Consider the following 19,135-nt stretch of genomic DNA (forward strand, 5'->3'; position numbering starts at 1 on the left):
GCGGTGCCCTGGACGGGGCCGTCAGGGCAGTCGATGGCCCAGGGCGTCGGCGACCGCGGCGGGATCGCGCACCCAGCCGGTGAACGCCTTCGGGGTCTCGCCGTCGGGGTCCAGGTGCCGGACGCTGATCCGCTGCCGGCCCGGCCACCAGCCACCGCGCCGCTTGGCCTTCGGCCAGTCGGCCGGCGGCGCGCCCGGCACCACCTCACGGACCAGCACCAGCGGGACCACCCCGAAGGACGACGTCTGCCGCAGCCCGGCGATGTCGGTGGAGACGGCGAAGTCGGAGACGGTGAAGCGGCCGGTCGACACCACCAGCACCAGCAGGCCGAGCCCCAGGGCGATCGGCGCCTCCGCGGCGGCCGCGGCGCCGCCCTCCCGCCAGCCCAGGAACCCCAGCCAGGCCGCGACGGCGAGCACGGTCAGGGTGATGACCAACGGCGAGGCCGGGTCGTACTGCCAGTACCGCAGCGGCCGCGGGGTCACCGTGACGTGCCGCTTGGGCCCGCGGCGGGCCAGGTAGCCGTAGCTGGTGACCTGGCTGATGTGCCGCTCACGGTCCCGGGCGGCCTGCACGACCAGGGGCTCGCCGTTGTCGCGTCGGGACCGGGAGGGCATGCCCGCCATGATCGCAGGACGCCCTGCCGTGCCGGTCGCAGCAGTGCTGTCGGTGCGCAGTGGGAGACTGGACGGCGTGACCTCCTCCGATCAGCCGCCGTACCGCAGCGGCTTCGCCTGCCTGGTCGGCCGGCCCAACGCGGGCAAGACCACGCTGACGAACGCCCTGGTCGGCGAGAAGGTCGGCATCGTCAGCAACCGGCCGCAGACCACCCGGCACGCCATCCGTGGGGTGGTGCACCGGCCGGCCGGCCAGCTGGTGCTCGTCGACACCCCGGGGCTGCACAAGCCCAAGAGCCTGCTCGGCCAGCGGCTCAACGACGTCGTCCGCGACACGCTGTCCGAGGTCGACGTCATCGTCTTCTGCATCCCCGCCGACCAGCCCGTCGGCACCGGCGACGCCTTCATCGCCCGGCAGCTCAAGGAGGTCTCCACCCCGATCGTGCTGGTGGTGACCAAGACCGACGCAGCCAGCAAGAAGGCCATCACCCAGCAGCTCGTGGCGGCCAGCAAGCTGGTCGAGGCGCGGGAGATCGTGCCGGTCAGCGCGGTGGCCGGTGACCAGGTCTCGCTGCTGGAGGACCTGCTGATCGGCATGCTGCCCGAGGGGCCGCCGATGTACCCCGACGAGCAGACCACCGACGAGGACGTCGAGCGGCAGATCACCGAGCTGGTGCGCGAGGCCGCCTTGGAGAAGGTGCGCCAGGAGGTGCCGCACTCCCTCGCCGTCACCGTGGAGGAGATGCACCGCAAGCCCGACCCGCGCGACCCCGACGCGGTGTTCACCGAGATCCACGCGCTGCTGCACGTCGAGCGCCCCAGCCAGAAGCCGATGCTGCTGGGCAAGGGCGGGCAGACGATCAAGGCGATCGGCAGCGAGGCCCGGGTCGGGCTGGAGACGCTGCTCGGCGGCCGGGTGCACCTGGCCCTGCACGTCACCGTGCTGGGGGAGTGGCAGGACGACCCGAAGAAGCTCAACCGGCTGGGCTATTGAGGTCCTCGTGAGCACCACCCCGCAGGCGCTGTACCGGGACGAGGGCATCGTGCTGCGCACCCAGAAGCTGGGTGAGGCCGACCGGATCGTCACCGTGCTCACCCGGCGCACCGGCAAGGTGCGCGCGGTCGCCAAGGGCGTGCGGCGCACCAAGAGCAAGTTCGGTGCGCGGCTGGAGCCGTTCAGCCACGTCGACCTGCAGCTCTACACCGGCCGCAACCTCGACATCGTCAGCCAGGCCGAGTCGATCCGGTCCTACGGCACCGAGATCGTCGGCGACTACCGCGCCTACACCGCCGGCACCGCGGTGCTGGAGACGGCCGACCGGCTGACGGTGGAGGAAAAGGAGCCGTCGCTGCGGATGTTCCTGCTGGTCGTCGGGGCGCTGCGCACGCTGGCCGAGGGGGTCAAGCCGGCCCCGCTCGTGCTGGACGCGTTCCTGCTCCGGGCGATGTCGGTCGCCGGCTGGGAGCCCGCGCTGGGCGACTGCGCCCGCTGCGGCGAGGCCGGCCCGCACCGGCACTTCTCCGTCCCGGCCGGGGGCACGGTCTGCCCATCCTGCCGGCCCACCGGCTCGGCGATGCCCAGCCCGGTCACCATCGAACTGCTGGAGGCGCTGTTGTCCGGGGACTGGGGGCGGGCCGAGGCCAGCCTGGGCACCAACCGGCGGGAGGGCAGCGGCCTGGTCGCGGCCCTGCTGCAGTGGCACCTGGAGCGCGGCCTGCGCTCGCTGCCGCTGGTGGACCGCACGTGAAGCGCGAGGTGAAGGCCCCCAACCCGCACCCCTCGGGCGCCACCCCGCCGGACATCCCGGCCGACAAGGTGCCGCAGCACGTGGCGATCGTGATGGACGGCAACGGCCGCTGGGCGAAGCAGCGCGGGCTGCCGCGCACCGCCGGGCACGAGGCGGGGGAGTCCTCGCTGTTCGACTGCGTCGAGGGCGCCATCGAGCTGGGCATCGGGGCGATCAGCGCCTACGCGTTCTCCACCGAGAACTGGCGGCGCAGCCCGGACGAGGTCCGCTTCCTGATGGGCTTCAACCGCGACGTGATCCGCCGCCGCCGCGACGAGATGCACGAGCTCGGGGTGCGGGTCCGCTGGGCCGGGCGCCGTCCCAAGCTCTGGCGCAGCGTCATCAAGGAGCTCGAGGTCGCCGAGGAGCTGACGAAGGACAACGACGTCCTCACGTTGACCATGTGCGTCAACTACGGCGGCCGGGCCGAGATCGCCGACGCCGCCGCCGCGATCGCCCGCGAGGTCGCCGCCGGCCGGATCAAGCCGGACAAGGTCACCGAGGAGACGGTCGCCCGGTTCCTCGACGAGCCGGACATGCCCGACGTCGACCTGTTCGTGCGCAGCTCGGGGGAGAACCGCACCAGCAACTTCCTGCTGTGGCAGGCCGCCTACGCCGAACTGGTCTTCCTGGACACGCTGTGGCCGGACTTCGACCGCCGGCACCTGTGGCAGGCCTGCGAGGAGTACGCCAGCCGGCAGCGCCGCTTCGGCAGCGCCTGAAGGAGCTGCTTCAGGCGGTGTCGGTGGACTCCGTGGCGTGGCCGGCGTGCGCGAGGGCGTCCCGGACGATGTGCGCCACGTGCCCGTCGACCAGGCGGTAGTCGACCTCGCGGTGCCGGCGGACGCCGGTCACCAGGCCGGCGCCGCGCAGCACCCGCAGGTGCTGGGAGACCAGCGGCTGCGGCACCCCCAGCGCGTCGACCAACTGGTGCACGCAGCGGGAACCGTGCTCGTCCAGCAGGGTCACGATCGACATCCGCAACGGCGAGGCGAGCGCGGCCAGCAGCTCGCTGGCGGCCTGGACGTCGGCGGGGACGCTCCGGGACCCGGGCCGGGGGGACGGGGTCACGGACGTGGACATGGCACCATGGTCCGAGCGCCTGAGAACGGTTGTCAACTCTTGTCGCGTCGAGGAGGGAGGTGCCCGGTGTTCGCCGTGACCCGCCTGCGCGTCGCCGACGACGTCCCCGCCTTCCTGGCCGCCGCCGACGAGCTGCTCGCCGCCCTGCGGGCCCGCCCCGGCTTCCTCGATGGCGAGCTGGGCCGCGCCGCCGACGACCCGCAGCTGTTCGCCCTCTGCACCCGCTGGGACGGCGTCGGTGCCTACCGCCGGGGCCTGTCCGCGGCCGAGGTGAAGATCGCCGGCGCCCCGGTGTGGGTGCACGCCCTCGACGAGCCGGGCGTCTACCTCACCGACTGACCTCAGGGCAGCCCGGCCTCGCGCAGGCCCCTGGGGAGTAGCCCGGCTGTGGTCGGGGCAGGACTGCCCGGTGGACGTGCTGGCGGCAGAAGAAGCGACCGGGTTCCCGCACTCCTTCCTCTCGGAGGAGCTGCTGCGGAGCTACGTGAACCTGTTCATCCGGTTGGTCGAGGCCGCCGGGGCGGTCGTGATCTTCGTCGGTGCGGTGATCGCCGCCGTGCAGTTCGTCCGCGCGGCCGTGCGGGGCCGGCACCGCGACGAGTTCGTCCGGGTGCGGCTGGGGTTGGCCCGCTACCTGCTGCTCGGCCTGGAGTTCCAGCTGGCCAGCGACGTCCTGCGCACCGCCATCGCGCCGTCCTTCGCCGAGATCGGCAAGCTCGCCGCGATCGCGGCCATCCGGACCGCGCTGAACTACTTCCTGGGCAAGGAGATCGCCGAGGAACGGGAAGAGGTCGAGAAGAACGAGGAGAGGGAGCGCGCCGGCGGTGACCGGACGTGACCCGGGGCGAGCCGGCATGAGCCCGTTGCTGGAGGACGCCGCACTGCTGGTGGCCGTGCTGGGCCTGGTCTCCGGCCTGATCACGCTGGTGCGGCTGCGCGACGTCCTGCTGGCGTTCGGCGTCCTGCTGGACTTCCTGATCGCCGCCGGGCTGATCCGGCTCGCCGGCGAGCTCACGTTCCGCGGCCTGCTGGGCGTCGCTCTGGTGATCGCCGTCCGGAAGCTGGTGATGCACGCGCTGGGGGCGGACCGGCGGGTGCCGACCGCCGCCGGGAGCTGACGCCCGTGGCCGGGCGGCGGCGCACCGGCGGCTAACGTCTGGGGGTCACTCGCCGACACCCCAGCCGGATGGAGCCCCCGTGCCCAGCGACACCGCCCCCGCCCGTACCGCCGACCCCGCTCGCCTGGAGAAGGTGGTCAACCTCTGCAAGCGTCGGGGGTTCGTCTTCCCGTCCGGTGAGATCTACGGCGGCACCCGCTCGGCCTGGGACTACGGGCCGCTGGGCGTGGAGCTGAAGGAGAACATCAAGAAGCAGTGGTGGCGCACCGTCGTGCAGAGCCGGGACGACGTCGTCGGCCTGGACTCCTCGGTGATCCTGCCCCGCCAGACCTGGGTCGCCTCCGGTCACGTCGGTGTCTTCACCGACCCGCTGACCGAGTGCCAGAACTGCCACAAGCGGTTCCGCGCCGACCACCTCGAGGAGGCGTTCGAGGAGAAGAAGGGGCGGCTGCCGGAGAACGGGCTGGCCGACATCAGCTGCCCGAACTGCGGCGTGACGGGCTCCTGGACCGAGCCGCGCGACTTCAACATGATGCTGAAGACCCACCTCGGCCCGGTCGAGGACGAGTCGGGGCTGCACTACCTGCGCCCGGAGACCGCCCAGGGCATCTTCGTGAACTTCGCCAACGTCATGGGTGCTGCGCGCAAGAAGCCGCCCTTCGGCATCGGCCAGATCGGCAAGTCCTTCCGCAACGAGATCACCCCGGGCAACTTCATCTTCCGCACCCGGGAGTTCGAGCAGATGGAGATGGAGTTCTTCGTCGAGCCCGGCACCGACGAGGAGTGGCACCAGTACTGGATCGACGCCCGCACCGCCTGGTACACCGACCTGGGCATCGCGGCGGACAACCTGCGGCACTACGAGCACCCGAAGGAGAAGCTGAGCCACTACTCGACGCGCACCGTCGACATCGAGTACCGGTTCGGCTTCACCGGTTCGGAGTGGGGCGAGCTCGAGGGCATCGCCAACCGCACCGACTTCGACCTGAAGACCCACTCGGAGCACTCCGGCACCGACCTGTCCTACTTCGACCAGGCCTCCGGTGCGCGCTGGACGCCGTACGTCATCGAGCCGGCGGCCGGGCTGACCCGCTCGCTGATGGCCTTCCTGGTCGAGGCGTACACCGAGGACGAGGCGCCCAACGCCAAGGGCGGCGTCGACACCCGCACGGTGCTCAAGCTCGACCCGCGGCTGGCGCCGGTGAAGGCCGCCGTCCTGCCGCTGTCCCGCAACGCCGACCTCTCGCCGAAGGCCCGTGACCTGGCGGCGACGCTGCGGCGCAACTGGAACGTCGACTTCGACGACGCCGGCGCGATCGGCCGCCGCTACCGCCGGCAGGACGAGATCGGCACACCGTTCTGCCTCACGGTCGACTTCGACACCCTGGAAGACGACGCGGTGACCATCCGGGAGCGGGACTCGATGGCCCAGGAGCGCATCGGTCTGGACGCCGTCCCCGGCTACCTCGCCGCCCGCCTGCCCGGCTGCTGACGCCGCACGCATCAGGTCGAGACCGGACCGGTGGCGGTCTCCTCCGCGAGGAGGCAGCCACCGGCCCGATCTCGAGGACTCGGCCGTGAGCCCGGGCACACAGCCGCGCCACCTACCCTGGACGTCGTGACCAGCACCCTCGAGCGCGCGCCGGCGCTGCAGCTGGGGTCGCTGACGGTCGACCCGGCGGTGGTGCTGGCGCCGATGGCCGGGATCACCAACCCGGCGTTCCGCACGCTGTGCCGGGAGTTCGGTGCGGGCCTCTACGTCTGCGAGATGATCACCACGCGGGCGCTGGTCGAGCGCAACGCCAAGACACTGAAGATGGTGCAGGCCGCCCCGGGGGAGGCCGACGCGTTCAGCGTGCAGCTGTACGGCGTCGACCCGGCCACCGTCGGGCGGGCGGTGGAGATGCTCGTCGACGAGCAGGTCGCCGGCACCCGCCCGGCGCACATCGACCTCAACTTCGGCTGCCCGGTGCCCAAGGTGACCCGCAAGGGCGGCGGTTCTGCGCTGCCGTGGCGCCGCCGGCTGTTCGGCAACATCGTGCGGGCCGCGGTGCAGGCCGCCGGCGACGTCCCGGTGACGGTCAAGACGCGGGTGGGCATCGACGCCGAGCACGTCACCTACCTGGACGCCGGCCGGATCGCGCAGGACGAGGGCGCCGCGGCGATCACCCTGCACGGGCGCACCGCCGACCAGCTCTACAGCGGCACCGCCGACTGGTCGCACATCGCCCGGCTGGTGGAGGAGGTCTCCATCCCGGTGCTGGGCAACGGCGACCTGTGGGAGGCCGACGACGCGCTGCGGATGGTGGCCGAGACGGGCTGCGCCGGCGTCGTGGTGGGCCGGGGCTGCCTGGGTCGCCCGTGGCTGTTCGGCGACCTGGCCGCTGCGTTCGCCGGTTCGCCGCACCGCACGCTGCCCACCTTCCAGCAGGTGGCCGAGGTCATGCACCGGCACGCCACCCTGCTCGCGGCCGACCAGGGCGAGGTGCACGGCTGCAGCGACTTCCGCAAGCACGTCGCCTGGTACCTGAAGGGCTTCTCGGTCCCCTCCGACGTGCGGCGCGCACTGGCCATGGTCTCCGGGCTCGACGAGCTGGCCGGTCTGCTCGACTCGATCCCCGACCAGCCCTACCCCGAGGGCGTGCTCGGGGCGCCCCGCGGGCGCACCACCCCGCCGCGGCCCGTCGCCCTCCCGGAGGGCTGGCTCGCCGACCGGGACGACCCCCGGCCCCCGGCCGGCGCCGAGCTGCTGGTCAGCGGCGGATGAGCACCACGACAGGAGCACAGCGGTGACCCAGGGGCCCTTCCTCTACGACGACGACCCGGCGCCGCTGCACACGGGCACCCCCAAGAACCACAACAAGCTGCTCGTGGGCATCTTCGGCGGCACGGTGCTGCTCGCGGTGGCCATGGTCGTGGTGATGCCGTTCTTCAAGGGGTCCGGAGAGGACCAGGCTCGCCAGGTGGCCGGGGTGTTCGCCGCCGCGCTGAGCCAGGGCGACCTGGAGACGTCCCACGGCCTCCTGTGCGACGCGGAGCGCGCCCGGGTGGCCCCCGTCGACCTGGCCGCCGAGTACCTGCAGCCGGGCGACCCGCAGGTGGTCGGTTCCCGTGGCAGCGAGGTCGACGGGGAGCCGGTGCAGCTGGTCGACGTCCGCTGGGACGACGGCGGCGCGGTCACCACCACGACGCTGACGGTCGTGCCCGAGAGCGGGACGAGGGTCTGCGGCACCAGCACCGCAGGATGAGCCCGGCAGCGGTCGGCACACCGTCCCCAGGGGTGTCACCGGTGTCGGCCGACCGTGGTACCCATGACGGGTGGCAGCGGTGGCGGGGCGACTGGGCGTCCGGGTGCTCGGGGCGGCGGTGACGGCGGCTCTGCTGCTGGCCGCGTCCACGGCCACGGCCATCTGGTGGATCGCCCGGCAGGACGCGCGCCCCACCTCCGACGCGATCGTGGTGCTCGGCTCGGCGCAGTACAACGGCGTCCCGTCCTCGATCTTCGAGGCCCGGCTGGAGCACGCGCGGGAGCTGTACGAGGAAGGGGTGGCCCCGGTGGTCGTGACGGTGGGCGGCAAGGCGACCGGCGACACGACCACCGAGGCCGAGGCGGGCCGCGACTACCTGGCGCAGAACGGCGTGCCGGAAGACGCCCTGCTGGCCGTGCCCGAGGGCGTCGACACCCTGGAGAGCGTGCGCGCGGTGGCCGCGGAGTTCGCCGATCGGGACTGGAACAGCGCCGTCCTGGTCAGCGACCCGTGGCACGCGATGCGCGCCGAGCGGATGGCCGAGGACGCCGGGCTGGACGCCGCGAGCTCGCCCACCCGGCAGGGGCCGGCCGTGCAGACCCGGGCCACCCAGTTCCGCTACATCCTGCGGGAGACCGCCGCCTACCTGCTCTACCGCGCGACCGGCGAGAGCGTCGCCGGAGCGCCGGGGATCGGCTGAGGAGCACCGTGTTCGAGCTGGGCAAGAGCGGGTCGCACGGCACCGAGCGGGGCATCGTCCCGGTGCTCTCCGAGGGTGCCGTGGTGGCGACGCTGCGCGCGGCCAACTGGAAGGAAGCCGCCACCGCGGAGGTTGGGGGCCGGCACTGGGCCTTCCGGCGGCAGGGCAACCGTGAGCTGGTCGGTCGCTGGGCCCAGGAGCCGGCGGAGAGTGTGCGGCTGCGCGCCCGCCAGGTCTCGCTCTGGAAGAACACCTGGGAGGTGGAGCTGGAGGGCACCCCGGTCGAGGTGACGGCGGCGTCGTGGTGGAAGACGCCCCGCTGCTACCGCACCGGCGGCCGGCCGCTGGCCGAGAGCGGCACCACCGGCCGCTGGTCGCCGCACCCCACGCTGACCGTCGAACCGGGTCTGGCTCTCGACCACGCAGTCTTCCTGCTGTGGTTCGAGTTCGTGCTGGGCCGGCGGACGATGACGGCCGGAGCGGCGAGCTGATGGCCGGGCGGGGGCGCATCCGCGCCGCGGACATCGCGCTCGTCCGTGAGCGCACCAAGATCGACGAGATCATCGGCGAGCACCTGCAGCTCAAGCGCGCCGGCGGCGGCAGCCTCAAGGGCCTCTGCCCGTTCCACGACGAGAAGTCGCCGTCCTTCCAGGTCACCCCCTCGCGAGGCCTGTACCACTGCTTCGGGTGTGGGGTCGGTGGCGACGTCATCCGGTTCGTCCAGGAGATCGACCACCTCTCCTTCGCCGAGTCCGTCGAGCTGCTCGCCGGCCGTGCCGGGGTACAGCTGCAGTACGAGGACGACGGCGGCCGGGCCACTGCCGGTCCGGACCGCGCGCACGCCGGCCAGCGGGCCCGGCTGGTGGCGGCCAACGCCGCCGCCGCGGAGTTCTACGCGAGCCAGCTGATGACGCCGGAGGCCGCACCGGCCCGGTCGTTCCTCGCCGACCGCGGCTTCGACCGGCAGGTGGCCCTGGACTTCAACTGCGGCTACGCCCCCGGCGGCTGGGACACCCTGACCCGGCACCTGCGCGGCCTCGGCTACACCCAGAGCGAGCTGGTCACCGGCGGGCTGGCCAAGGAGTCCTCTCGCGGCACGCTGATCGACCGGTTCCACCGCCGGCTGCTCTGGCCGATCCGTGACCTGACCGGCGACGTCATCGGCTTCGGCGCCCGGAAGCTGATGGACGACGACCCCGGCCCGAAGTACCTGAACACCCCGGAGACCCCGCTCTACAAGAAGAGCTCGGTCCTCTACGGCGTGGAGCGGGCCAAGCGCGACATCGCCCGCAACCACCAGGCCGTCGTCGTCGAGGGCTACACCGACGTGATGGCCTGCCACGTCGCCGGGGTGACCACGGCGGTGGCCTCGTGCGGCACCGCCTTCGGGCCTGAGCACATCAACGTGCTGCGCCGGCTGCTGATGGACCAGGACGAGTTCCGCGGGGAGGTGGTCTACACCTTCGACGGCGACGCGGCCGGTCAGGCGGCGGCGATGAAGTCGTTCAAGGAGGACCAGCGCTTCGTCGCGCAGACCTTCGTCGCGGTGGAGCAGGAGGGCCGCGACCCGTGCGAGCTGCGCCAGGCGCACGGGGACGCTGCCGTCCGTGACCTGATCGGCCGGCGCACGCCGCTGATCGAGTTCGTGCTGCGAACGCACCTGGCCGACTACGACCTGGACACCGTGGAGGGCCGGGTCGCTGCCCTGGACAAGACGGCGCCGCTGCTCGCCCAGATCAAGGACCACGCGCTGCGTCCGGCGTACGCCCGCCGGCTGGCCGGCCTGCTCGGCCTGCCCGACGAGACCGAGGTCGTGGCCCGCGTGCGTCAGCTGGCCGGGGAGAACGGCGGCGAGCGCCCGAGGTCCCGCCCGCGCACACCGCAGCGGACGCCGGACGACGCCGCGATCGAGGTGGAGCGCGAGGCGGTGAAGGCCGCCCTGCAGTGTCCGGAGATCGCCGGGCCGCAGTTCGACGCGGTGGAGCCGAGCTCCTACACGCACCCGGACTACGCCGCGGTCGCCGCAGCGGTGTCGGCTGCCGGGGGAGCGGCCGGGGCAACGACGTCCGGGGCGGCGTGGCTGGAGGAGGTGACGGCGCACTGCGACCGGGACACCGCGAAGGCGATGCTGACCGCGCTGGCCGTCGAGCCGTTGCACGCGGTGGGGGAGAACGACCCGACCTACGTCAACGCCCTGATGGCCCGGCTGCACGAGATGGCCACCGTCCGGGAGATCGCCGCGCTCAAGGGCAAGCTGCAGCGCACCAACCCGATCGAGGCGCAGGACGAGTACATGCGGGCGTTCAAGAAGCTGATGGACCTCGAGCAGCTGGCCATCTCGCTGCGCAAGCGTGCGTCCGGCGGGCTGACCCCGTGAGCCTGATCGAGCGGGTGCGCGGGAGGTTCACCCGCCCACCGGAGCCGGTGCGCGCGGCGCTGGACGCGGAGGCCGAGGAGCGGGCCCTGGCGTGGGGGGAGCGGGTCGACGGCGGCTGGACCGTGGCCACCTCGCGCGGCCTGCGCGTCGTCCCGGCCGGCTCGGGCGAGGGCGCGACCCTGCTGGCGTGGCACGAGATCGGCACCGCACGGTGGAGCGCGGCCGGCGCGGGCGGCACCTTCGTGGTGACGCCGCTGGTCGAGGTGGAGCCCGGGGTGCAGGCCCGCCAGGCTCCGCAGCGGCACGTGCTGCGCGAGGCCGGCGGGCTGCCCGGCGTGCTGCGCTCCCGGGTCGACCGCACCGTGGTGACCAGCCAGCGGCATCCGCTGCCCACGGGGGGAGGGGTGCTGCTGGTGGCCCGCCGGGTGCCCGGCCAGGCGGCGCGGGAGTGGACCGTGGTCTTCGACGACGACGCCGACCGGGATGATCCGGTGGCCCGCCAGGTCGCCCGCGACCGCCTGGCCGCCGCGGTGGACGCCGACGACCCGAGCCGCTGACCGGCGGTCAGTTGCTGCCGGTCTCGTTCCCCAGCCGGTGCTTCACCGAGTCGACGGCGGCGTCGGCGCGTGCCTGGGCCACGCCGGCGGCGGTCTGCAGGCGCGGGTCGTCCTTGGCGTGGTTGTAGACGCGGCGGATCTGCTCGTAGCGCTCACGGCCGGCCTTGGCACCGAGGACGTAACCGGCACCGAAGCCGGCGAGGAAGGACAGCTTGGCCACGGGGGACCTCCTGGGTTGGGGCGGAAGTGATCACGCTACCGGCCCAGCGGTGTTCCGACCCGTCGAACTCAGGAGGTCGGGCTGAGCTCGCGCGGCCGGTCGGCGGCGTAGGCGATCCGGTCGCGACCGGCCCGCTTGGCCTCGTACAGCGCCCGGTCGGCGGTGCTGAGCAGGGAGAGGACCGCGTCGACCGGGCTGTGGCCAGGCAGCGGCTCGGAGGTGACCACCCCGATGCTGACGGTGACCGGGGGGACGTCGGGCACCGACAGCTCCCGCACGGCGGCGAGCAGGCGTTCCGCGGCCCGCGCGACCTCCTCCGGGCCGGGGAAGTGGGCCACCCAGCCGAGCTCCTCCCCGCCGAGGCGCACGAGCAGGTCGTCGGCGCGGGCGCCCCGGGTCATCGCGCCGGCGACCTCGGTCAGCACCCGGTCGCCGACGGCGTGCCCATGGGTGTCGTTCACCGTCTTAAAGTGGTCGAGGTCCAGCACCATCACGGTCACCGGTTCACCAGCCGCGCCGGCGGCGGCCAGGACGGAAGCGGCGCGGGCCTCGATGCCGCGGCGGTTGGACAGCCCGGTCAGCGGGTCGGTCACCGCCAGGGTGCGGGCCAGGTCGCGGGCGGCCTGCATGCGGCGCACCAGGATCGTGACGACGGTGATCGGGGCCAGCACCATGACGGACATCGTCAGCGCGGAGTAGACCCGCAGCAGCGGTGGGGTGGGCAGCGTCAGGCTGATGGCGACGACGCCGGTCACCGCGACGGCCGTGGTGACGACCACGGCCCAGCTCCGGAGCAGCATCGCGGCGGCCACGGGCACCACCACCAGCGCCGCAGCACACAGCCAGCGGACGGTGAGCTCCTCCTGGCAGAGGCCCTCGACGATCATGATCGCGCTGGCTGCGCCGATGATGACGGCGCCGTCCCGGGGCCCCAGCCGACGACGGATCGCCACGTAGCCGGCCATGCACCCCCAGATCGAGGCGCCGAGGGCGGCGAGCTTGGCATCGGCATGCGCGCCGACCGACCGCTGGAAGCCGCTGACCACGAACAGCGGGATGCTGCCGGTCAGGCAGATGGCGAGGAGCGTGACGGCGCGCCACTCGATGTGGCGGCCCACGCACGCCACTGCTCGCTCACCCAGCTCCCGCATACACAGAGCGTCGGCAGCGGTCACGCCCGGCTTGACCGCCCTCACCCGGGCGGGTGCCGGGGATGCGACCCGCCGGGAGCCACCCCCGGCCCGGGACCGGCCCGGGCGTGAGGTAATCTCTGAGGGCGCGCGGGCACCACCCGCCGATCCCCCGTAGCTCAATTGGCAGAGCATGCGACTGTTAATCGCAGGGTTATAGGTTCAAGTCCTATCGGGGGAGCTCTGACCAGGGCTTATAGCTCTGGAGCTTCCAGCCAGGCATCATCAACTCATCGGAAACCGATGAGGGCAGGTGCCGCATGGGACGACCGCCGCTGCCGGTGGGCACGTTCGGCAAGATCGGCTTCCTGCTCCTGCCCAGCGGTGAGATCCAGGCCCGCGCCCGGTTCCGGGACTTCGACGGCCGCACCCGGCTGGTCTCCAAGACCGGCATCAGCCGCGCTGCCGCTGAGCGGGCGCTGAAGACCGAGCTGGCCGCCCGCCGCGGGCCCGGGGGAGCCGGAGTCATCACCGCCAGCTCCCGGGTGTCCGCACTCGTCGATGCGTGGCTGGACGCTGACCACGGCTGGTCGACCGGCACCGAGCGCACCTACCGCTCGGTCATCCGCACCTCCGTGCTGCCCGCCTTCGGCCAGCTGACGCTGCAGGAGGTCACCCCCGGCCGGGTCGGCCGTGCGCTCACCGCGATCGCCAGGACCAGCGGGCCCGGTGCGGCCAAGACCGCCCGCGCCTGCCTGTCGGGCATGTTCTCCCAGGCCATCGACGACGGCGCCATCGTCGCCAACCCCGTGCGCGACGCCACCGTCCGGATCGACACCACCGCCAAGAAGGCGCCCCGGGCGCTGACCGTCGAGCAGACCACCCGGCTGGTCGAGCTGTTCTCCGCCAGCCCGCGGGCGGCCGAGTTGGACCTGGTCGACATCGTCGACTGGATGCTGGCCACCGGCGCCCGGATCGGCGAGGCGGTGGCGCTGCGGACGGGGGAGACCGCCGGCCGGCCGCTGCTCGACCTGGACGCTGGCACCTGGGAGGTCAACGCAACCGCGGTGCGCGTGCCCAAGCAAGGGATGGTCGTGCAGCCGCGGACCAAGACCGCCGCCGGCTGGCGGATCATCGCCGTGCCGGAGTTCGCCGTCGAGATGGTGCGCCGCCGGCTGGCCGCTTCGTCGCGGCCGGAGACTGAGCTGGTGTTCCCGGCACCGTTTGCTGGGACGCTGCGCGACCCGAACAGCGTCTCCGGGGATCTGCGTCAGGTGCTGGACAGCTTCGAGTGTGACGTCTGCGACGGGACTGGCTTTCAGCCGGCGACGAGCACGACGGCCGCCGGCCGCCCGCTCCGCTGTGCCGAGGGGCCGTGGTCCTGGGTCACCTCGCACACGCTCCGCAAGACCGTCGCCACCCGGCTCGACGAAGCTGGCTTCACCCCGCGCCAGGTCGCCGACCAGCTCGGCCACGCCAACCCCTCGATGACGTTGGACGTCTACTTCGGCCGCCAGGTGGTCAGCGCCGAAGCCGCCCGAGTGTTAGGCCGGTGACCGAATCGCCTACTTCGAGGGGTAGGTGACATGGTCGGCGCTGACTAGTACCGCGACCGCTGTCGTTCGCTCAATCGGGTGTGGAAGGGGCCGCGGCCCCGGGCCTGTTCAGTTGGCGACGGAGCGCGTCTTGACCCATCGAGCGTCCGCTCGTCCTCCAGTGGTGGTGGCGTCTGTCCCGCCTCCGCCTGGAGGCCATGATCACTCTGCCGCTACGAGTCGCGGTTCCTGACGTGCTGCAGAAGCGGGCATCCGCGACGACCGCTACCGCGGCACCGGCAGTTTGATCATCAACGTGGCGTCCGGAGAGCTTCACTTAGCATCCGTCGACCTCTATCTTTATCCTCATGCAGGCGGCGCTCTACTTCCCGTACATTGCGGTTCCGCCGTCAGCCTGGTGGACGCGTACCCTGCTCTATTGGGATCTTGTTGGCAATATTGTGCCAGATTCGTACATTCAGTCGCCCGATCAGCTGGATCCTTACACACTTGACCTGGTCCGCGCCGGCCTTGTTCGCCAGCTGGTGCCGAGCGAGGCAGGCCCGGCTCTACGGCATCGCTTTGACCGATATCTGGCAAATCTGAGTTCCGAAGATGTTCGTCACCGGAGGAGAAACTTCGACCGCGGTGACGTTGTGAATATCCACGCGGACAAATGGGTGACCTATCAATCAGGCCTTGAGCAGGTCCGTGAGTTGGGACTTGCTGGCCCTGCGGCTAGTAGACGAGGTCGATGGATCGCCGTCGAGACGCGGACAGCTGCGGACTTTATGGCAGCGCTTGCTCTTGCGCTCTGTCAGGCACAGGAGGAAGATCGCCCAAATGGCGTAACTCCGGAATTCTCCTGGGTGCCGACCACGGACGAGCAGGAAGCTCTCTTGGCGCTCCTTTCGGGTCTTCTTCCTGCTGGGAATGAAAGCTGGCCTTACTCCCGTGCGATGAGGCGCGCACGAGCGGACGGGCGAGTTGCCGAGATACGATCCCAGCTACTCGAGATGGTCCTACCGGTTCCTGACGAACCGCTGGCCACTACCGCGATCTTAAAGTTCCGTGAACGGCATGGAAGCTTGCTCCCGGACCTGCGACGGCACATCGAGGAGCGAGTTGATATATTGGCGCGGGAAAGTGACGAGGACTTCCGTTTCCGAATGCTTGACCGCGTAATCGATGAAGTTAATGATCAAGTTACAGAAGCAGAGACATATCTTCGAGAAGCAGGACTGCGGCGACTGAGTCGCTCCTCTCTCTTGAGAGTATGCAAATTCATCCCGGGAGTTGGAGGGTACGCTGGCAACACGCGGGAGCTTGCCGAATCGCTGCAAAGCAATCCGGACTTCCGAACGAAACCGCTTGCATACCTGGCCTTCGCCCGCACGACATTTCGTCCCATCGAGACCTTTCGCGTGGACCCTCGGACAGGGATGCCGCTTGTCGAGGCGATGGGCGCGGTCCCAATAGGGCGTCTTGACGCATAGACCCTTTCCAACATCCTCGCTGCGCCGCTCGGGCAATGGCGTTGCCGGCCGTGGCACTGAGTCCTGGCGATCGGCGAGGGGTGTCGACCCGCTCGTTACGGCAGGCAAAGACGGCCGGATCGAGCGCATGCTGGGAGTTGACGCCTAATTTCTTCGGGCTGCCGACCCGGTGGCTCGCGGTGCGTAATCTCGCGTTGCCTGGGGCTGCACGCCGAGGATGAGGGCAAGCGGGTTGAGCTCGGACAGCCCGGTTGACAGTGCCGGCCGCAGGCAGTGACGTACCGGTGGCGGCTCGAGGGCTCAGTGGGTGTCGTGCAGCGACGCCGCGACCTTCGTATCCCACCACCGGTCGCACTCCGCCTCGTCGTAAAGCACCCGACGGCCGACCTTGATCCCGGCGGGGCCGATGCCGACGTGCCGCCAGTAGCGGACGGTGGCGGGGCTGGTGCGGAAGCGTGCGGCGACCTCTTCGGTGGTCAGCAGGCGAACGGTCATGGGCGTCTCCTCGGACGACGATGGGTGGAGCCGGTCATCCTCAGGAGGCGCTGGCGTCGTGCGGGTGCTGCCAACAGCGTTGGGGTGACGTCCAGCTGGTCGACGTCACCCCGGGCGGACTGGCACGTCACCCCGGCGTCGTGGTCAGTGTGGGCGAGGTGCCGTACGGCTGCGGATGTAGAGCCGGCGGGTCATCGAGACGCCTACCGCGGTCAGTACGACGGATAGCTCGTCCAAGTCCCGGTTGTAGATGCGGCCGGTGTCGAGCTGGGTGACGAGGTCACCGAGCATGCCGGCCCAGTCGTGGCGGGTCGGAGGGATCGGCACCGGGGTCTCCACGCGTCGTTCGACGACCTGCACCGCCGAGAGCCCCGACGAAGCTGCACGTGCTTGTTCCCATGCGCGTTGCCGGCACGTCGCCGAGCACCACTTGGGAAGTCGCCCTGTCGCCTTAACGGTGATCGGGCCGCCGCACCAACCGCACGTCGACGCGGCGCGCCGCCGGGCCTGCGCAACGGACTCGACCTTCTGTGTCGGATCTGCTGCCGCATCGCAGGAGTGTGAAGCGTTCGGCCGCCGCGTTGCTCGGCGCTGGGCCCCGAACCGCATGGATGCATTTCGACGTCTGCTCACGTCGTCGACGGTCCGGACGAATGTTCTAGCCGACGTCACCCCGATGCGTCACGACGCAACGGCAGGCCTGGGTGCAGGAGGTGTGTCGTTTATGATCTTGGAGTGTGCTCGTGATCATGGAAGTGCCCTGACGCCGGGTTGTGGCGTCGCAGGTGGCGTCGCCGGAACAGGACTCACGCCGGCCTGGTCAGCGTGGTCGTGTGATCGTGGCCCGACTCCGACTTTGCGGCTGTGTACCTGGAGGATTCGAGTCACGTCGGCACCCGAGGAAGTTCTGTCGCCATACCGGCGGTGCCTCAATCGCCGGAGACACATCGGTGGTCAGTTGGATGGCTGCTCGCAGCTACGGTGCTGGCGTGGCAACCCCCAAACCGCCGTGGCCTGAGGGTGTCGTGGACTCTCTCAGCGCGGTGCTGGCCGAGACGGAGTGGCCTGGCTTGAAGGGGCCAGAGATCGGCCGCTTGCTGGAGTCGCTGCGCATCGAGGACCCGTGGCCGTCAGCCACTAAGCGCAAACGCCTCTCGGCTGCGCTCTGGAACCGTCAGGTGCTTGACCGGTCGAGCCACCGGTTATTCACTTTCGTCGTCCACGCCATGGCGCCGTCGCGCTACATCGGCGACCCCGGCCGCTTCGAGGCTCTACAAGCCGGTGTGAACGAAGTGCTCTCAATGGTGGGTCTACGGATCAACGATCAGGGCCAAATGGTCAAGGCTGAGCAAGCACGCACCCTCGATGAGGTCGCGCGGCTCACCGGCCGACTCCGGGGCGAGCTAACGCGCCGCGGGGTGCACGCCGAGGTGCTTCGCTACTGCGAGGAGGAGCTGCTGAGGCGATCGATCTTCCACGCCGTCTTCGAAGCCACAAAAGGACTGTCCGAGCGCCTACGAGTGATGAGCGGAAGCACGCTTGACGGAGCTGAGCTGGTCGACGCCTGCTTCACCAAGCAGACACCAGTCATCCGTATCAATGACAACACGACCAAGAGCGAAGGAAGCGAGCAAGCTGGCTTTGCCAACCTGCTGCGGGGCATCACCGGCACGTTCCGGAACCCCACGGCGCACGCACCCCGCACCGAGTGGCCGGTGAGCGAGGTCGACGCGCTTGACCTGTTCTCGATGCTCTCCTATCTGCACCGCCGCCTCGACGGAGCGGTCGTCACCAAGCGGCCCTAGCTGCAGAGGCGTGATCACCAGGAAGCTCCGCCTCGTAGATGGTGGTCACAGCTGCAGGGGCCGGGGCTTATGCCCCGGCCCCTGAGCGGACTTATCGCTTCAGGACGCCCCAGGCGCGAGGCTGGCCGGCCGGGGGTGCCGGCGGGCAGTCGGCGTTCCAGGTCGTCGCTGATTCGATCGACACGACCGGACACGCGCATGTGGCGGCGTTGTGGTTGCGGCCCGACGTGCCAGCAGGGCGGAGGCCCAGCAGGTGGACCGCAGCGGCGGTGGTGGGGGCTGCGTGATAGGTCAGCGCTCCCGAGGCGGCGACCCGCGATGCGTGGCGGCGCGCCGCTGCCACGCGGGTCGAGATGGTCGATGCGGTCATGTGCACGTGCTCCTTCGTTCGGCCAGCTCACTCGACTGCGAGCTGTGCTGACGTCAGAATGGAGCCCCGCGAGAGGGGAACTTTGATTTCGCGTACGACGCCGAGTGACGAAGAGAAGGAGCGCATCCGAGCTGCCTACTCGGCAGGAGAGGGCATCAAGCAGCTCGCGGAGGAGTGGCACCGCAAGACGGACACGATCCGGGCGATCCTCGTTGAGGGCGGCGTGACGATCAGGCCGCGAGGATGGAGAGTGGGTCGGAGTTGGACCCCCGACCGTCGGAGGGCGGCAGATCGGGCCAGGGCAGACCGCAAGCGCCGCCGCGGCCGAGCCGTGTGAGCTAGCCGCACCGTTGCGATGTCGGTTGCGGCCACCGCTTGGGCCGCAGTCAGGTGCCGGGGTCGGCCAGCCCGCGGTCCTCAGACGCGCTCATCACTGTCGCGCCAGCTTCGCGCCGGATGACCCCGTGTTTTACAGGATGTTGCGGACAGCCGAGAAGGACCGGTCGGTGAGTTCGCCGATCTCCCGGAGTGAACGCCCCGCGCTGTACTGATCGAGCACGAAGTGCTCGACGCGCGCCTGCACAGCCGGGTCGGGT

General features: G+C 71.0%; 23 protein-coding genes and 1 tRNA gene. 18 read left to right on the plus strand and 6 right to left on the minus strand.

Translation table 11 applies throughout. The features are described from left to right. Nucleotides 1–21: 21 nt before the first annotated feature. Complete coding sequence (locus O2W53_RS05330; RefSeq protein WP_269161980.1) at nucleotides 22–618, minus strand: hypothetical protein; 597 nt, start codon at nucleotides 616–618, stop codon at nucleotides 22–24. Between the two features lie 76 nt (nucleotides 619–694). Between O2W53_RS05330 and era the strand changes: the two genes are divergently transcribed. The 3 genes from era to O2W53_RS05345 are packed head-to-tail and all read left to right on the plus strand — an operon-like array spanning nucleotide 695 to nucleotide 3,127. Next, nucleotides 695–1,612, plus strand: coding sequence for a GTPase Era (gene era, locus O2W53_RS05335; RefSeq protein WP_269161981.1), 918 nt, complete (start codon nucleotides 695–697; stop codon nucleotides 1,610–1,612). Nucleotides 1,613–1,619: 7 nt separating this feature from the next. Further along, the gene (recO, locus tag O2W53_RS05340; RefSeq protein WP_036333685.1) at nucleotides 1,620–2,366 is read left to right on the plus strand and encodes a DNA repair protein RecO; all 747 of its coding nucleotides are present in this window, start codon (nucleotides 1,620–1,622) and stop codon (nucleotides 2,364–2,366) included. Further along, on the plus strand, nucleotides 2,363–3,127 hold the full coding sequence (locus O2W53_RS05345) for an isoprenyl transferase (RefSeq protein WP_269161982.1): 765 nt from the start codon (nucleotides 2,363–2,365) through the stop codon (nucleotides 3,125–3,127). Before recO ends, O2W53_RS05345 begins: the two co-directional genes overlap by 4 nt. Nucleotides 3,128–3,137: 10 nt before the next feature. Here the strand turns inward: O2W53_RS05345 and O2W53_RS05350 are convergent, their stop codons facing one another. Continuing rightward, nucleotides 3,138–3,488 carry an ArsR/SmtB family transcription factor gene (locus O2W53_RS05350; RefSeq protein ID WP_269161983.1) on the minus strand — a complete coding sequence of 117 codons (351 nt, stop codon included), beginning with the start codon at nucleotides 3,486–3,488 and terminating at the stop codon, nucleotides 3,138–3,140. Between the two features lie 66 nt (nucleotides 3,489–3,554). Here O2W53_RS05350 and O2W53_RS05355 point away from each other — a divergent pair, with 66 nt between their 5' ends. From O2W53_RS05355 to O2W53_RS05400, 10 genes are all read left to right on the plus strand, one after another. Then, on the plus strand, nucleotides 3,555–3,827 hold the full coding sequence (locus tag O2W53_RS05355; RefSeq protein ID WP_269161984.1) for an antibiotic biosynthesis monooxygenase: 273 nt from the start codon (nucleotides 3,555–3,557) through the stop codon (nucleotides 3,825–3,827). A gap of 70 nt (nucleotides 3,828–3,897) precedes the next feature. Then, nucleotides 3,898–4,326, plus strand: a complete 429-nt coding sequence (locus O2W53_RS05360; protein ID WP_269161985.1) for a DUF1622 domain-containing protein — start codon at nucleotides 3,898–3,900, stop codon at nucleotides 4,324–4,326. Between the two features lie 16 nt (nucleotides 4,327–4,342). Next, the gene (locus O2W53_RS05365; protein WP_269161986.1) at nucleotides 4,343–4,606 is read left to right on the plus strand and encodes a hypothetical protein; all 264 of its coding nucleotides are present in this window, start codon (nucleotides 4,343–4,345) and stop codon (nucleotides 4,604–4,606) included. 79 nt (nucleotides 4,607–4,685) lie between these two features. Further along, nucleotides 4,686–6,098 (plus strand): glycine--tRNA ligase, encoded by a 1,413-nt coding sequence (locus O2W53_RS05370; protein ID WP_269161987.1) that lies wholly within the window; start codon nucleotides 4,686–4,688, stop codon nucleotides 6,096–6,098. A 126-nt stretch (nucleotides 6,099–6,224) separates the two neighbouring features. Further along, on the plus strand, nucleotides 6,225–7,373 hold the full coding sequence (gene dusB, locus O2W53_RS05375; RefSeq protein ID WP_269161988.1) for a tRNA dihydrouridine synthase DusB: 1,149 nt from the start codon (nucleotides 6,225–6,227) through the stop codon (nucleotides 7,371–7,373). A 22-nt stretch (nucleotides 7,374–7,395) separates the two neighbouring features. Next, nucleotides 7,396–7,854: a hypothetical protein gene (locus tag O2W53_RS05380; RefSeq protein WP_269161989.1), complete on the plus strand. Its 459-nt coding sequence runs from the start codon at nucleotides 7,396–7,398 to the stop codon at nucleotides 7,852–7,854. 70 nt (nucleotides 7,855–7,924) lie between these two features. Beyond that, a complete protein-coding gene (locus O2W53_RS05385; protein WP_269161990.1) occupies nucleotides 7,925–8,554 on the plus strand; it encodes a YdcF family protein in 630 nt (209 codons plus the stop codon). Nucleotides 8,555–8,562: 8 nt separating this feature from the next. Next, on the plus strand, nucleotides 8,563–9,045 hold the full coding sequence (locus O2W53_RS05390; protein WP_269161991.1) for a hypothetical protein: 483 nt from the start codon (nucleotides 8,563–8,565) through the stop codon (nucleotides 9,043–9,045). After that, nucleotides 9,045–10,931 carry a DNA primase gene (gene dnaG / locus O2W53_RS05395; RefSeq protein ID WP_269161992.1) on the plus strand — a complete coding sequence of 629 codons (1,887 nt, stop codon included), beginning with the start codon at nucleotides 9,045–9,047 and terminating at the stop codon, nucleotides 10,929–10,931. Before O2W53_RS05390 ends, dnaG begins: the two co-directional genes overlap by 1 nt. After that, nucleotides 10,928–11,488, plus strand: coding sequence for a hypothetical protein (locus tag O2W53_RS05400; protein ID WP_269161993.1), 561 nt, complete (start codon nucleotides 10,928–10,930; stop codon nucleotides 11,486–11,488). Before dnaG ends, O2W53_RS05400 begins: the two co-directional genes overlap by 4 nt. Nucleotides 11,489–11,495: 7 nt before the next feature. Here O2W53_RS05400 and O2W53_RS05405 read toward each other — a convergent pair whose 3' ends face one another. Together O2W53_RS05405 and O2W53_RS05410 are read right to left on the minus strand one after the other, a co-directional pair. Then, nucleotides 11,496–11,708 (minus strand): hypothetical protein, encoded by a 213-nt coding sequence (locus O2W53_RS05405; protein ID WP_036333700.1) that lies wholly within the window; start codon nucleotides 11,706–11,708, stop codon nucleotides 11,496–11,498. A 68-nt stretch (nucleotides 11,709–11,776) separates the two neighbouring features. Continuing rightward, entirely contained in the window at nucleotides 11,777–12,826 is a 1,050-nt protein-coding gene (locus O2W53_RS05410) for a GGDEF domain-containing protein (protein ID WP_269161994.1), read from the minus strand. 180 nt (nucleotides 12,827–13,006) lie between these two features. Between O2W53_RS05410 and O2W53_RS05415 the strand changes: the two genes are divergently transcribed. The 3 genes from O2W53_RS05415 to O2W53_RS05425 all read left to right on the plus strand — a co-directional run bounded on the left by O2W53_RS05415 (nucleotide 13,007) and on the right by O2W53_RS05425 (nucleotide 15,869). Continuing rightward, nucleotides 13,007–13,079, plus strand: a tRNA-Asn gene (locus O2W53_RS05415). Nucleotides 13,080–13,158: 79 nt separating this feature from the next. After that, nucleotides 13,159–14,394, plus strand: a complete 1,236-nt coding sequence (locus tag O2W53_RS05420; protein WP_269161995.1) for a site-specific integrase — start codon at nucleotides 13,159–13,161, stop codon at nucleotides 14,392–14,394. Between the two features lie 347 nt (nucleotides 14,395–14,741). Further along, on the plus strand, nucleotides 14,742–15,869 hold the full coding sequence (locus O2W53_RS05425; RefSeq protein WP_269161996.1) for a hypothetical protein: 1,128 nt from the start codon (nucleotides 14,742–14,744) through the stop codon (nucleotides 15,867–15,869). A 300-nt stretch (nucleotides 15,870–16,169) separates the two neighbouring features. On the opposite strand, the gene O2W53_RS05430 is transcribed toward O2W53_RS05425, so the two are convergent. Together O2W53_RS05430 and O2W53_RS05435 are read right to left on the minus strand one after the other, a co-directional pair. Beyond that, on the minus strand, nucleotides 16,170–16,364 hold the full coding sequence (locus O2W53_RS05430) for a helix-turn-helix transcriptional regulator (protein ID WP_269161997.1): 195 nt from the start codon (nucleotides 16,362–16,364) through the stop codon (nucleotides 16,170–16,172). 144 nt (nucleotides 16,365–16,508) lie between these two features. Next, a complete protein-coding gene (locus tag O2W53_RS05435) occupies nucleotides 16,509–16,691 on the minus strand; it encodes a hypothetical protein (protein WP_269161998.1) in 183 nt (60 codons plus the stop codon). Between the two features lie 662 nt (nucleotides 16,692–17,353). Between O2W53_RS05435 and O2W53_RS05440 the strand changes: the two genes are divergently transcribed. Then, nucleotides 17,354–18,169: a TIGR02391 family protein gene (locus tag O2W53_RS05440; protein WP_269161999.1), complete on the plus strand. Its 816-nt coding sequence runs from the start codon at nucleotides 17,354–17,356 to the stop codon at nucleotides 18,167–18,169. Between the two features lie 428 nt (nucleotides 18,170–18,597). Continuing rightward, complete coding sequence (locus O2W53_RS23880) at nucleotides 18,598–18,876, plus strand: helix-turn-helix domain-containing protein (protein ID WP_442929270.1); 279 nt, start codon at nucleotides 18,598–18,600, stop codon at nucleotides 18,874–18,876. Nucleotides 18,877–19,135: the final 259 nt, after the last annotated feature.

Origin of the sequence: Modestobacter sp. VKM Ac-2978, from assembly GCF_026968025.1 — a bacterium.
Lineage (GTDB): Bacteria > Actinomycetota > Actinomycetes > Mycobacteriales > Geodermatophilaceae > Modestobacter.

Coding starts and splice junctions, on each gene's coding strand:
- O2W53_RS05350 (WP_269161983.1), bottom strand. CDS start 3,488: ATGTCCACGTCCGTGACCCCGTCCCCCCGGCCCGGGTCCCGGAGCGTC.
- O2W53_RS23880 (WP_442929270.1), top strand. CDS start 18,598: ATGGAGCCCCGCGAGAGGGGAACTTTGATTTCGCGTACGACGCCGAGT.
- O2W53_RS05365 (WP_269161986.1), top strand. CDS start 4,343: ATGAGCCCGTTGCTGGAGGACGCCGCACTGCTGGTGGCCGTGCTGGGC.
- dnaG (WP_269161992.1), top strand. CDS start 9,045: ATGGCCGGGCGGGGGCGCATCCGCGCCGCGGACATCGCGCTCGTCCGT.
- O2W53_RS05420 (WP_269161995.1), top strand. CDS start 13,159: ATGGGACGACCGCCGCTGCCGGTGGGCACGTTCGGCAAGATCGGCTTC.
- O2W53_RS05425 (WP_269161996.1), top strand. CDS start 14,742: ATGCAGGCGGCGCTCTACTTCCCGTACATTGCGGTTCCGCCGTCAGCC.
- O2W53_RS05430 (WP_269161997.1), bottom strand. CDS start 16,364: ATGACCGTTCGCCTGCTGACCACCGAAGAGGTCGCCGCACGCTTCCGC.
- O2W53_RS05330 (WP_269161980.1), bottom strand. CDS start 618: ATGCCCTCCCGGTCCCGACGCGACAACGGCGAGCCCCTGGTCGTGCAG.